Raw genomic sequence first — 14,094 nt, 5'->3', positions numbered from 1 at the left:
TTTTGCTAATCATATCGGTTCTTCATAAGATGCTTCTTCGTCTTGTTCTTCAGATAGCATGTTAGTACTATTTAAATCTTCACTACTATTATCCACGTCGTCTAAATCTACGGCTCTGTTATTATTATTTTCATTCGTTTCTTTCGGCATTAACCCTAGTTGGGCAACACGATATTCTGGTGGATAAAAGTCTTCAGAAATAAAGGTAGTTTCAACAATCTGATCATAATCGTCTTTTGCCTCGCGATATACTTTTGCTAAAAGGCCCTTTTTTCCATTGTCAAGAATTTTCGTCTGGGTTGGCGAAAGCTTTGCCGAAAATTGGATAACTGTTTTAGGTATATAAGATGCCGTTTCTTTTTTTATACTATATTGATAAGGAAACGGCGGGCCACTCAATTTAACTTGGAGCGTATCGTTACCTAAATCAAATGTAAGTTTGTATGGGTATGGATTCGGATTCGTAAATAGCAAATCCATTTTATCTGAAACTTTTGCTTCTAAACCAAGTTCACTATATGGCGGCAATTGTTTACTAATATTTCTTTCAATAATCGTGAAATTACTCGGCAAAATCACATTATAAATCCCAGTAGCAATCATGCTCAACGCTTCACTATCAAATTCGTTAATTTCAAACAAACTCCGAAATGAAATGGTCTCATTTGCGCCAATTTCAATTTCTTCCTGTTCTGCAAGGATTGCTTCAATATTTATATATTCTTTTGCAATCCCTTTTATGCTGCTTACTGCCAATTCTTTACTTGCATTTTCGCCATCTGTTTTTAGATATGCTAAGAGTTGAAGACGAACTGGTTGATTTTGAAATTGCTGCACTGAGTGCAGCAACGACTCTTCAACCTTAGCAAAGTCTATATCTTGTAAAACATCCTGATTGGCAACCGTTTTGTTAATAGCCTCTTCGACTTGCGATTTATCAATCGCAACGACAAGCTCTGTTTGTTGTCCATCCACTACTGTTTGGATACTTGCCTTCGCGTCGATGTTAATAACATTATCAGGTAATTCTGTTACTGTATTTTGATATTGAATGGAGAAAGAACTTGTTTTACTCCATTCTTGAATTTTATTTATTAATACCGTTTCAGCTTCTTGCTTCGTCATGCCTTCTAAGGAGATAGTACTAATCATCGTGCCGTTTGAAAAAACGATGTTTTTCCCATTAAATACAGTTTCATATGCTTTTGAACCTAGTTGAGAGATTACCAAAATAAACGCAGTACAACAAATCAATAGCCCTAATAGTTTCACATTCAAATATTTGCTCACAAGCATGAACACTCCTTACAGGTTACTCGCCTTCAACATTCATTGATAATTGGATTACCATGCTTGGTCCTAATTGTTGCGCTTTAAGAATTTCGTCCCTTCCTAAAACCGTGCCTTGAGCAATTAGTACATTGCCATCCAAATCAAGTAAATCTTTAGTCGTTACCTTGCCTCTTAAGATTTCATACTGCAGGTCTTTAATCGCTTGAATAGGGTCTGAATCTGAAACAGGCTCTTGGTGTTCCTTGCTTATTGATGATGATTCAGTAAGCTCATCTACTAGAAGCACGCCGTCACTCCCATTATCATTTACAACTAGTTCAACTGGAATGGAGTCGACTTTTTTATCATTATCGTGAATTAATTGCTCCGGCGTATCTAAGAAGTAGTTGGAAACGTTTTCCTTCACGATAATAATGCCCCTTGCATAAGTAATAACACTACTTGCGGGAATTATAACCTCCCGATTGGAAACACTTAGTGAAGCACCTAAAATTAGACCGTTATCTTCATCAGCATAATATTCGACGATTTCCCCTAACAACTCACCCTTTTGAGTCATTACTTTAGAGCCATTTATTTTTATTTTTTTATTAACAAGTTGATTAGCAATCGGGATTTCATTCAAATCAATGACAACACTTTCAGATTGTACTGTTACCGCATATTCCCCGATTCCAACAACCTTTTTAAAAGGAATCGCTTTAACACTTACTTGCCAATCTTCTTTCTCAATGATAATGAAATCAATTGAACCGCCTTTATCGGGATTAATAACTAGAGATTTCACGATTCCGATTTCTAAACCATCGATAATACTAATAATTGGTAGACCTAATATTTGACTACTTTTTTTCATTTTATTCACCATACCTTTTCTAAAAAATTCGCCTATCTTTGCTGTCTTTTATTCTATAAAGTTTAATATCATGTGGCATTTAGCAATATCTTTCAAAAAGATATTGAATTTGTTGGTTTAAAACTGGGTATTTAGAAAATCGGGCTTTAAGTTCTTGCAATAAAGCTGTTAATTTATCGTACTGCCCTTGTAAAATGTAATGTTCAATTAACAAATACGAAAAAATAAAATAATCATGGTCAGAGAGCTCCGCCGCCATATGGGCACGGATAAGCTCTTCGTACTCTTCTACTGATAATTGAGCTTTAGATAATTCAATAAACTGTACCATTGTATGCAATATTTGCTGCTGTGTCTTTGTACTTCCTTGTGTATTTGCCAGATTTTCAACATTACTAATTGTACTATCTTCCTCGCCATCTAAACCAGTAGCGGTATTATCATAATTATACATTATTTCCTCAATTGTTTCTTCAATTCCTTCTTGTTGTAGTGTTGTTTGTTCAACGTGTTCCTGCTCTTCATTTTCACCAAATTCTTCTTGATCATTACTAATAGTTTCAGAGATTGCAGCTATTAATTGCTCCATAATTAGAGGATCTGTATCTTCAATAATTTCAATAGTATAATCATCTTTATTATCTTCATTGTCGCTTTCAATAGCTTCAATAGTTTCTATTTCTTCGGTACCTTCTAAATCAGTTGTTTCATTTGTATCAAGTTGAGCCAAAATGTCTGCATCTTCAATAATTGCTTCTCCTTCGCCATCAAGTTCAGCAAACAATGAAGCACGTCGTTGCAATAGCTCCATATCGTCTTCATCAGAAGAATCAACGTGAATGGTTGAATCAGCAGTTGGCTCTTCTACACCTTCGCTATCATTATCATTGCGTTGTCCTGATAATAAATCTTCGAGATCAACTTTTGAATATTGATTCAGTGTTAATTCTTCTTCAAGCTTATGTAGTTCATTTTGGACTCCGTCTTCAGTTGGAACATCGATTATATCTTGTTGCAATATTTCATTATCTTCTTGAGAAGCTTTACTTTGTTCTCTTTTTTCAAGTTGTTCTTGTTGGCTATTTTCCCCCATTGAAGGATTATATACATCAATTTCAAGCTGACCATTTTCATTTTGTTGTTCATCATCTTGGCTTGCTACCGCTTTTTCCGCTTTTGGAATATCATCAAAATCAGAGAACAATTCTGCATTATTATAAGAATCTTCAATAACCCCGCTTTGTTCTTCATCATTTCCTTCTTTCAAAGGGACTAATGAATCTATTGGAGAAAGAGTATGAGCATCCTTCGCTAGTTCTTGTTCTTGGGCTTCTTGAGATTCCTCAGTTGCAATGTTGCTGGTTAGTTCAGGCAGATGCTCCACTTCATTATTAGATTTCGGCTGCACTTTTTTTAATAGTAATCTATCAATCGCATCTTGGCCTAAATGAAAATCACCGAAATCTTTATTTTGCTCCTCTTCTTCTAGCTTATCTCTGTTTTTCGAATTGTTTTCAGATGAATCAACACAATCACCTTGCTCAACAAGTGCATTTCGTTTTCCCATTCCGACTTTTCCTAAGCTCGATTTTAGCCTTGTTCCGAAAAAATAAGTAGCAACTAAAACTAATAATAACAATACAATAATTGCTTGCCACATAGGAAGATACTTATTTGCAAACAAACCAATTTCCGCGAGTATAAAGGATAAGACAGCAATCATCACTTTTTCCTTCTTATTAAAGTTAAGAGGAATAAAATATAAAATAGGAATAAGAATTAAAACAAGGATGAAGCCAACAATGAAAACTACCAATTTTATCACCTGCTTTCATTTAAATTTGTTAGGAAATTTGACCAAATATTGAAAACTATTCCATGCTTAGTCGAATGATTTTAAAATGACATTTATTCATTCGCAATTTATTGTATAATAAAAATTGGAAATTTAAAAGCAATTTTAGATAAAGTTCTACCTTTGTTAACAATTTGTGACGAAAATCACATATTCAAAAAAGTATTGAAATTTAAGGAAAGAAGGGGACATCCTTGGGCAACGAAAAATGCTCGTTTAACCTTACCTTTGTCAAAAATAAAAATGGATTCACTTTAGTAGAAGTCTTGCTTTCTATTACACTTATTTTTGTCATTGTTTTTCCATTAATGGGATTCTTTTTGCAAGCTTACAAGTATACGATGCATAGCCAGGACAAAACAATTGCCATTAATGTTGGTAGAAATGTTGTGAACTATATGGAGAAACAAAACTTCCAAAATATGTATGCGTTTTTACAGCAAGAAAGTGATCTGTTTGCAACATTGGACTGGCGGTATTGTTTTTTTGATGATGATGGGACAATTGATGCATCGTCAGTAACAATTGATGCGGATGGAAATCGTGATTTATCAGCAGCAAAGCAATCTACAATCAATATTGATTTGACCAATTTCACAAATTCAAAGTTTAATAATTCAGATGAAGATTTGTCCTTATTTAGCAATGGGTCTGATATAACAGGAAAAGTTTGTATGAATGTCCTAAGCCCAGAAATTAACGGCAAACCTTTTTATAAAGAAAAAACAGATGATAACCAGATCGTAAAGGTTTATTTAACAAATTATTATAAGAGCGACATACCTAAAGAACTAATCAAATTACTTAAAGAAAAAAATAACCCAAATCTTACTACAGATATTGAGGACCTTTTAAATGGAAAGACATCTGTTTATGAAAAACAATTAATGCAAGTGTTTGTTGTCGTTAATTGGGATGAGAATAAGGAAAATATTGTATTTGAAGGGGTTATCTCTAATGAAGCATATCGTTAAATTGATACGTAATAGCGATGGCGTTACACTTCTTGAATTACTATTAGCGATTATTATTAGTACAATGGTTTTAGGAGTTGCCTACGGGTTGCTGCTTGTAGGGATAAGAACATATGAAGAAATAGGAATCAAACAAGTCCTCAAAGATGAAGCAGATTATGTAATAACACGGATTATGCAAACACTCAATTCATCTGAAATTAGTGATATTAAAGTATGCGATGATTCAAAAACATCATTACCGCCACATGACGGAGAAAACATCTGCATCGAAATTCATAGTACAGAGGCTATAAAAATCTCTGGGGGCACTAATGATAATGTTAAAATCGCGAACTCTAGTGAATTAAAAGAGAACGATAAAACAATCACACAAATTAAAATTATCGAAAAAACGAAAGCTGACGGCAATAAGGTAAATAATGTTGTGATTGAGAAATACGAAGCTATAAGAGATAGTAATAATAAAATCAGCATCGGCCCACTGATAGCAGACTCAAAGGAACAATTCAATTCCGAAAAATATGATTTTGTTATAATAAATTCGACAAGCCCATCGCCATATATTCCAGCACCTGTTTCTGAAATTAATGCTACCTGCTCTTATTCTTCATCAGTTGTCATAGATCCTGATAAAATCGGTACAGCTGAGGAAAAATTTTTTAATAAAAAATGTGAAAATGGCATTGTTGATATTTCACTCGTCATTAGAAGAGCAGGGTTGGAAAACGATAAGTACAAATTACATTTAAAAAGCCAATTTGGGTTTTAAAGGAGGGAATAAATATGTCCAAAAACAGAAAAATCTGGCCTACACTCAATCGTAAAAATCATGTTCGGCAATTATTTTGTAATAATCTGAACGAAAAAGGGTCAAGTTTAGTTCTTGTACTATTAATTTCATTAATTTTCTCTGTACTTGGCTTAGCTGTTTTAGGTGCTTCAATTAACAATGTAAAGCGCACGGAAATAAGAGAGCTAGACATTGATACAACCTTAAGTGCAAAAGTAATCATAAGTGAAGTATTAGTTAAATTGCAGGAAAACATAGATAAAAACGGTCCAATTAAAGACATGCTAAAAAAGGAAAAGCCATCTGATAGCGGAACCAACTATGATGTTCAGTTATATATTGAAAAAACCGATACAGAAAACGCTTTTAGCAGTCCAGATTATGAAGTCAAGATAGAAGAAGGTAATTACGGAGATTATAACATTACTGATGAAATATCCTTTAAGAAAGATAATTATTTAAGAGTCTTTAAAATTACGGTTACTTATAAAGGTACCGAGGCAAACAATCCAACAATTGAAAGAAAAGCCACTCAAAATGTCATTTTATCACCGACACCAAGCTTTCTAAATTATGCAGTTGGGGCGTATGGGAAGGAATCAGGCACTACTAATAATATAAAGGATGATTTTGGCAACCCTTTAAGTGCCCTTGTAATTAACGGCTCACCCGATATTATCGGCAATGTGTTTGCACCAACATTGGAACTTCATAGTAGAGCGAAATATATTGATATAGATGCTATTACTGGAATGCCAAAACCACCAGATGAAACTGGGCTATTTCACGGTCCAAGTATTTTTGGTACTTTGTATACGACTAAAGTTATTAATAAACGTGAAAGTACACCTGAAAAAGCCCCTTTTTATGAAGGGGTATTCAAGGAAAAAGATGACGGCATCAAGGGCATCCCTGTTATAAAATCTGTTGGCTCAAACTTTGTAGATATGAGCTTTCCTGAAACATTTTCTCTTAAATGGACTGAATCTGGTGCACCACCAATTTCTTTAAAAGCTGATGGTACACTTGATGAAAATCCCTCTTATAGTGATTTAGATTGTTCTGGGTATAGTACATCTTCATTTTATAATGCCTTAATTGAAACAGATGCACTTGTTGAAAATTATCGGAGTCCATCAAGTGAGTTTACTTATATTAGCGCTATTATTACCGGAGATGAAAACATTAGAACAAATGAACTTAGTGATATGTTTCAAAATCCAAAGTTTACATGCAAGCATAATGAAAAACCAACAGAAAAAAAATTATTTTTACTCGAAGAATCAATGCTTGAGACATACAATGGAAATAATTATTACCTTTTTACTAAAGATATAAATGGGACATCAAACACTCTATTTTTTACGAATATCGATAAGAAAACTGAAGGCGGTGCTCCTGAACTTCTAAATAAGTACAAAAAGAATGCTAGTGCAGACGAAACAGATAATATCCTAAAATTGACTAAATATTTACCAACTGATGGGTTATTATTAAAAAATGATGATAATCATGAGAAAGGATGGTTAGTCATCAATGGTTCGCTTGAAATTAATGGTGGCTCTGAAGACAATCCTGTTATTATAAAAGGTAACATTCTTGTAAATGGAGATTTATATATCAAAAGTGATAGTGGTAATAAAGAATTTATTAATTTTGATGCTACAATTTATGTTACAGGAACAACCATGATTGATAATGTCAATATCGATGGTGCTTTGGATGACCCAACGGACGACCCGTTGGATCCTAATTCAAAAAGAAAGCAACTTGTTCTTATTAGCAATGGAGAATTAAAAATCGTTCGAATCAACGAGTACGACGATGTTGATTATAGTGTAGCCCCTTTTAGCAAGGAGCTTGTTACACTTATTAATGAAAAACCTAATTTAAAAGGATTTTTCTATACCGATAAAAATGCCACTCTCTATGGTGTTGGCTCCCATTTTCAAATAGAAGGCGGAGTATTCGCTCGAGAACAGCTTATAATTAATGCAATCCGCTACAATTTCAATCCAAAGAATGAAGGTGCAATCAATCAAGCAAAGAATTTAGCATATTTCGATCACCCTGACTCCAAAGGGAAACGATCGCGTTTCTATGTGGAATATGACAACCGCGTAATTACCGACCAGCTAAGCTCATTGCCAAGGGTTAATCGCTTACAAGTTATCGCTGATGATTTAGTTGTAAAATAATTTAATTTATAATAAAAATAATAGGCTGCAAAATTGCAGCCTATTATTTTTACCATTGTTCTTTAAGTTGGTACTTTTCCCCGCCATTTCCATTTACCTTCATTAGTGCCTCTGCTTTATTATTACCTGATGGGTTCTTATAAAATTCATAATCAGGATTAAGTTGCGCCCTTACAAACTCAAATCCACCTTGAGATTTATCTTGCTTAATAATTTTACCATTATCAAATCTGAACAAATTACCTGTAATTCTCCATTCAACTTTTTTATCTTCAGTTACATTTATTCCCCATAGGATGGCTTCACGCGGTAGTTTAAATGAAATAGATAATTCTGGTGTAATCACTAGTTCCTCTTTAAACATATCAATTTTTTCTGTGTATAAATAATTATTTTTCTTTAACTCTATTTTCTCAACCACTAAATTTACTTTTACTGTTGTATCAGCCTGAATTTCATTGCCTTCTGAATCTGTTGCTTTTACGGTAATTTGTGTTTCGCCGAGACTAAATGGTGTAACAACTCCTTCGCTATTTACCTTTGCAACTGACTCATCTTCTGATGACCAAGTAAGATCCTCTCTCTTAGGAACTTCAGAATTCTCTACCTCAGGATCTGCTTCAAGTTTTTCATATAAGTCAAGCATAGGTGCTGGCAAAGAGCTAACATCAATATCGTAGCCATCTTCATTATTAAATTTCATTCCGACATTCTTATTTTTCACAATGCTAATTGTAAACGGATTACCTTTTATTGTTTGTGTCGTTCCTGTTAAGTCTACATATGTTAAAATTACGTCGTTAAAATTATAAGTTCCTTCTTTTTCAAAAGAAAGTGACATCAATTTTGGTGCTGGTGCTGTAGGCGTCTGATTGTCCTCAAACTGCACATCATTAAAGTTTATCACTGCATAGCTTGGATTCTGTTCATCAATAACAGCCCCATCTTGCAAAGCTACATTACCTGGGAAGCTTGAATCTTTAATTTTAAGCTTTACTTTTATATTTCTAAGTGCTTGCTTATTAATTTTATTTGTTAAATTCTCAAAAATCTTGCTTATATCAGCCTTTTCTCCTTTTTGGGCATATGAACCTGATAAGCTTGATAATTCATTTAAGAAATTCATGTCAACATCGCCGTCAGAACCAAAGCCAATTGACATTAGCTTCACATCTTTTGCAGCTAAATTTGCTGCTTCTGCGTAAGCATAAGAGTAGCTCAAATTATTATAATTAGCATATAAATACGTAACATTTTTATGAGTAAATACTGTCTGATTTCCTGAAACAGTCAATGTCACATCCCCATTTACAGGATATTTCTCTTTCGACCATGTATTATTCACTTTTTTTGAAAATTCACCACTAATTTTTATTTTGGAAAAACTGCCACCCTCTGGTCTTCCATCAGTCAGAAAAATAATATACTTCGGTTTACTAGAAGATCCAAACATAGTGTTAGCTTTCAAAAATGCTTGATAATAATTAGTTCCACCGTTTGCCGTTATTTTATCAATACTAGTCTTCATTGATTCTAGGTGTTTTTTTACTTCCGTTGTTGATGTATTGCTGTTAAAATTAGTTACATTCCCAACACTAGCATCAAAAGGAACGAAAGCAAAACGATCACCCGCTATTGCTGCTTCCTTAAATTTATCAATCGCATTTTTTGCCCCATCTTTAGCAGCCTTCAATTTATTAGTATCCATACACTTACTTTGGTTTTTATATTGATCATAACATTTCATATCTAATTGCATGGAACCTGATTTATCAAAAATAAAGACAACATCAATTGGTGTTTCCCTTTTTGGATCAAGTTTTCCTGTAACACCCTTTGGAAAAATACTTGCATTTAAATTAGCTGTTGCCACGTCTGTTTTCTTATCGATTAGGTAGCTTTTACTGCTTGGTTCTAGTTTATAATCTAGCCCTGCTTTATTATCCGCATAAGATACATTCAAAGAAGATAACGATGTAAAACTAATTAAAATAGCAATTAAAAGTGACACAGCGAACTTTTTTCTCATCATTTTTCCTCTCCTCCTCTACAAATTTATGTATATATTTTGTAAAAAATAACGGATAAACCTAATATTACATTTTATTATTAATAATAATTATAGTCTAAAAGTTATTACTTGAAAATACAAAATTACTATATCAATTCGTTTTTTTGAAATATGTTACAACATTTTGACTATTCGTTATTATGAACTTTTTAGTATGTCAATGATAGTTTAGTCCTAAATTCCCAATTTTTATGAAAGATTAGTGAATAGTAATTTATCACATACGTTAGATGGTATAATTATACATATATGAGTGGATTTGGTTTGTTTTTATATAATTTTTTATACCAACCATTTATGTTCAAAACCATAATAAGGCCTCTAACGAAAGATGCTTTAAATTTAAGAAAGGAGATAATAGCTTGTGTACCATTAAATTAATGCTAATTGATAATCATCCTTTCGTTTTAGAAGCTATTAGTAATTATTTATATAAAGTGGATGATTTCAAAGTAGTTAATAAAATTACTAATGGGAATAAAGCTCTAGCAATCATAATTTTTACAAGTTATATATTGTAATGAGTTTTTAAAACTTGCCTTTCAATTGGGTGTTCACGCCTTTTTATTAAAGGATGATCCTATTGAGAAATTAATTAATGCTATTCGGCAAAGTCACCTCGGCAACGTGTTACTCCCACACCATTTTTTAATGTGCGACAGTACGCAACACTATTTGACCATGACAGAAATTGGAATTTCGGGCCTTATTTCCAAAGAAAAAAGTAATCAAGAAATCGCAAAAGAACTACATATTAGTAAACGAACAGTAGAATACCATCTTACATCCATTTATCAGAAACTTGGCGTATATTCGCGGGTAGGAGCGATTATGAAAGGAATGGAAAAAGGGATTCTTTATTTATAAACTGAATTTAGGTGCAACAATAAGGGGCTAATTTAAAGTCTCTTTTTGTTTATAATCAAAATAACCAAATAGGCCATGTATAACGACAATTCAATTTGCGGGTTAGCGCAAATTGAATTGTGCAAGATTGCACTAATTTCGTCGTTATATACGGTTATTTTAAAAAGCTAAAAATATTATGGTAAACCAATTCGATCACCATCTATCGTTTTTTTTCTTAAAATTTTCAATTGATTGTTGAGCAGCTTTTTTTGCCGCTTCAACCTGTTTGTCAATCCCTAATAACTTGCCAAGAAGTCCTGTAATTAGTCCACGATTCATTGACCCTGATACATCAATCATAAAAATAATGTCCACCAGCTGTTTTCGACTATTAGAATCTAGTATTCCTTTTGGAACAATATTTGCATTTATATCAGCTCTTGCTACTCCTGTATTCATATCAATTAAGTACTCTGATTTTGTTGGCTTCACATCGGCATTTAACGAAGCCGAACCTAAATCCGCCTTGCTGCTTAACGGATATAAGAGTTGACCTAAGAGTAGTATGGTTATAAATAGTATAGGCACTATTCTTTTCAACCCCATGTTAATTTCCCAGCTTTTTATATAGTAATCTCAAGGATTTTGAGTATTGGAATATTCCTTCACTTATAATTGTAATAAATCTTACTGATAAAAAACACGCATAGCCTTGAAATTTGACATAATTTATTACGTTTTTTTTAATATTAAGTAATAGTTCTACTGTTTTTACATTAAAAACGGTAAGAACCAACAAAAACTATATGACATTAATATGAGCTAACGGCTCTTCTTCGACTACATTTTTCTATGCAAACTATTGAGCTAAATGTTAAACTCCAAGATTATGCCAGCACTACTAATCAATCAGATTCTTTTATGGTTACCATTCCTTTCCTGAACCATCAATTTTACTTGCATCTGCTGGTACTTTAATTAAAGTTTTCGCTTCAACAATTTCGTATCCAGGGTCACTCGGATTACTGTTGAATTTGTAATCATCTTTTAACTTTGCCGTTACGATTACAAAACCACACTGCGAGCCTGCTTGCTCAATGACACCTTTATCATCAACGGTTAAAATATCTGGCCTATTTACTTCCCACTCGATTGCTTCTGGATTTAGATTGAAATTATATACAGGGTCTTCAAGTTCCGGATACATTTCTTTTCCAAGTTTATATTCATAACTAGCTAATTTAAACTTCAAAGCTTTTAAGTTTACTTGCACTGGAGCTGTTGCCTTCAAACTTGGATTATCTACGGATTCAGCAGTTATCGTAGTTGCACCAATTCCCTTAGCTGTAACAATTCCATCTACAACTGTCACAACACTTGGATCACTACTTGACCATGTTAATTCTGGGAATTCAATTTCATCATCTTCCTCAGGTTCTGGGTCAAAGACAACCTCTGTTGTTAAATCGAGCATCGTTTCATCTTTATAAGCATTAATCTTATATGGTGGGTTCAAAAATTTTAACCCGATGCTATCATTATCTAGAACATTTATTGTAAATGCCGTGGCAGGCACATTTTGCTTTTGTCCTGCTAGATTTGTATATGATAGTGATACATCGTTAAATGTATAAGCTCCAGGTTGGTCAAACTCTAACGTAAATAGCTTATTCATGGCAGGCGGTGTTCCTGCACCTACTTTGTAATTAATTTCAGGTATATTGACATATAAGTTATGCTCTTTTCCACTTTTCATCATAATTGCATCGGAATCTTCTGGAATCCCAACATGTCCACCGTCTGGAAACGATACGTTTTTCAAATTAATCTTAAGTTGGATATCTCTCATCGTCGTTTGATTAATATCCTCTCCAATATGGAGTAATTGATTTTTTAACTCATCTGCTGTTTGAGCAATAAATGACTTGCCACCAGTGATTTTCGATAAATTATTCAAGAATTTTTTATCAGAGTTGTACCATTTCCCTAATCCTATTGAATATAGATTTACGTTTTTTGCTGCAAATGTATTGGCAACATCAAATGCGGCTAAATCATAAACATTGTATTCATAGGAATATTTATATGTTTTCCCATTATGTTTAAATTCCGAACGATGAAGAAATGGACTTTGTCCCAATAAATGATTCGTGATTGTCGTATCTTCTTGTTCTATATAAACTTTTTTACAATTGAGGCATCCTGATTGCTGATACATTCCATTAATATCTCTCTTTACATTATTCGGACCGTGATTTGGTTTTCCATCGGTTAAAAAGATAACATATTTTGTATTGTTACTATCGACAAACATTTCATCAGCCATTTTTAATGCCTTGTAGTAATTCGTCCCAGAAAGTTTAATTTTTGAGTCTTGAATTTTTTTATTAATTTTGTCTAAATGTTTATTTACGTCATTTCTAGATTGATTTGACTCGTTGAAATTAGTAAATTTCTCCGCGCTTTGATGGTAAGTGATTAACGCAAAACGATCGCCATCAATGGTTGTTTTCTTTAATTGTTCAATTAAACTATTAGACGCTCTCCTAGCCCCCTCCAGTTTTGAAACAATTTGTAATAGCCAACCATTCTTCCATTCGTAGTTAAGTGTATCCATCATTGAAAATGAAACATCTACGATGAAAATTACATCCATCGGCTTTACGCGTGTCTCACCATTGAAAACTCCTTCAGGGATTACATTTGCATAAATATCAGCAACCGCTGCACCTGTTTCATTATCAATTAGATACCCTTTTGTGTTTGTGGGTGTTACATTAATTCCCAATGAAGCACTGCTTGATGCCGCACTAGTACTTATTGGACAAAATTGGGTCAGTACAAATAAAAGTGCTATTAGACTATGAAACACCTTTTTCCAATTCACTAATCTCTCCTCCTTAATTTTTTGAAAATCTATTCAAGTAAAGAATTGTGTTCCATTATTTTCTTCCTCTCATACTCATTATGGTATTAACTTCTATGAAAAAACTAACTTATCGATGACAAGTATTTGAAGATTTTGTCACAACTTTGTTAACCTTTTATATAAGTACAGTTAATAAGTTAATATATATAAATAACGTGTTTTGCGGGATATTTGATGCGGGTAACGGAAAGGAACAAACAAAAAAGGGCCATCCAATAGACGAAAAATCGCCGTATTGATTAGCCCCTTTTGTGAAATTGAATATTTTTTTGCACT

General features: G+C 33.2%; 10 protein-coding genes. 4 read left to right on the top strand and 6 right to left on the bottom strand.

Annotated elements, in window-relative coordinates:
• Window positions 1-9: 9 nt before the first annotated feature.
• From GX497_06355 to GX497_06345, 3 genes are all read right to left on the bottom strand, one after another.
• Window positions 10-1,290, bottom strand: coding sequence for a hypothetical protein (locus GX497_06355; GenBank protein ID HHY72836.1), 1,281 nt, complete (start codon window positions 1,288-1,290; stop codon window positions 10-12).
• A gap of 22 nt (window positions 1,291-1,312) precedes the next feature.
• Window positions 1,313-2,149: a photosystem reaction center subunit H gene (locus GX497_06350; protein HHY72835.1), complete on the bottom strand. Its 837-nt coding sequence runs from the start codon at window positions 2,147-2,149 to the stop codon at window positions 1,313-1,315.
• Window positions 2,150-2,228: 79 nt separating this feature from the next.
• The gene (locus tag GX497_06345) at window positions 2,229-3,965 is read right to left on the bottom strand and encodes a hypothetical protein (GenBank protein ID HHY72834.1); all 1,737 of its coding nucleotides are present in this window, start codon (window positions 3,963-3,965) and stop codon (window positions 2,229-2,231) included.
• A gap of 233 nt (window positions 3,966-4,198) precedes the next feature.
• Between GX497_06345 and GX497_06340 the strand changes: the two genes are divergently transcribed.
• Genes GX497_06340 through GX497_06330 form a run of 3 tightly spaced genes read left to right on the top strand, consistent with a single transcriptional unit; the run spans window position 4,199 to window position 7,969 of the window.
• Window positions 4,199-4,978 carry a hypothetical protein gene (locus tag GX497_06340; protein HHY72833.1) on the top strand — a complete coding sequence of 260 codons (780 nt, stop codon included), beginning with the start codon at window positions 4,199-4,201 and terminating at the stop codon, window positions 4,976-4,978.
• Window positions 4,962-5,750 carry a hypothetical protein gene (locus GX497_06335; protein HHY72832.1) on the top strand — a complete coding sequence of 263 codons (789 nt, stop codon included), beginning with the start codon at window positions 4,962-4,964 and terminating at the stop codon, window positions 5,748-5,750. The genes GX497_06340 and GX497_06335 overlap by 17 nt, the downstream gene beginning before the upstream one ends.
• Window positions 5,751-5,764: 14 nt before the next feature.
• Complete coding sequence (locus tag GX497_06330; GenBank protein ID HHY72831.1) at window positions 5,765-7,969, top strand: hypothetical protein; 2,205 nt, start codon at window positions 5,765-5,767, stop codon at window positions 7,967-7,969.
• Between the two features lie 49 nt (window positions 7,970-8,018).
• Here GX497_06330 and GX497_06325 read toward each other — a convergent pair whose 3' ends face one another.
• Window positions 8,019-10,001, bottom strand: a complete 1,983-nt coding sequence (locus GX497_06325) for a VWA domain-containing protein (GenBank protein ID HHY72830.1) — start codon at window positions 9,999-10,001, stop codon at window positions 8,019-8,021.
• Between the two features lie 720 nt (window positions 10,002-10,721).
• Between GX497_06325 and GX497_06320 the strand changes: the two genes are divergently transcribed.
• A complete protein-coding gene (locus GX497_06320) occupies window positions 10,722-10,907 on the top strand; it encodes a response regulator transcription factor (GenBank protein ID HHY72829.1) in 186 nt (61 codons plus the stop codon).
• 195 nt (window positions 10,908-11,102) lie between these two features.
• On the opposite strand, the gene GX497_06315 is transcribed toward GX497_06320, so the two are convergent.
• Window positions 11,103-11,477, bottom strand: coding sequence for a hypothetical protein (locus tag GX497_06315; protein ID HHY72828.1), 375 nt, complete (start codon window positions 11,475-11,477; stop codon window positions 11,103-11,105).
• 337 nt (window positions 11,478-11,814) lie between these two features.
• A complete protein-coding gene (locus tag GX497_06310; GenBank protein HHY72827.1) occupies window positions 11,815-13,776 on the bottom strand; it encodes a VWA domain-containing protein in 1,962 nt (653 codons plus the stop codon).
• Window positions 13,777-14,094: the final 318 nt, after the last annotated feature.

The sequence above is a fragment of the Bacillus sp. (in: firmicutes) genome (assembly GCA_012842745.1).
In the GTDB taxonomy this organism is placed as follows: domain Bacteria; phylum Bacillota; class Bacilli; order Bacillales; family Bacillaceae_J; genus Schinkia.
This window is presented reverse-complemented; position numbering and strand designations above follow the sequence as displayed.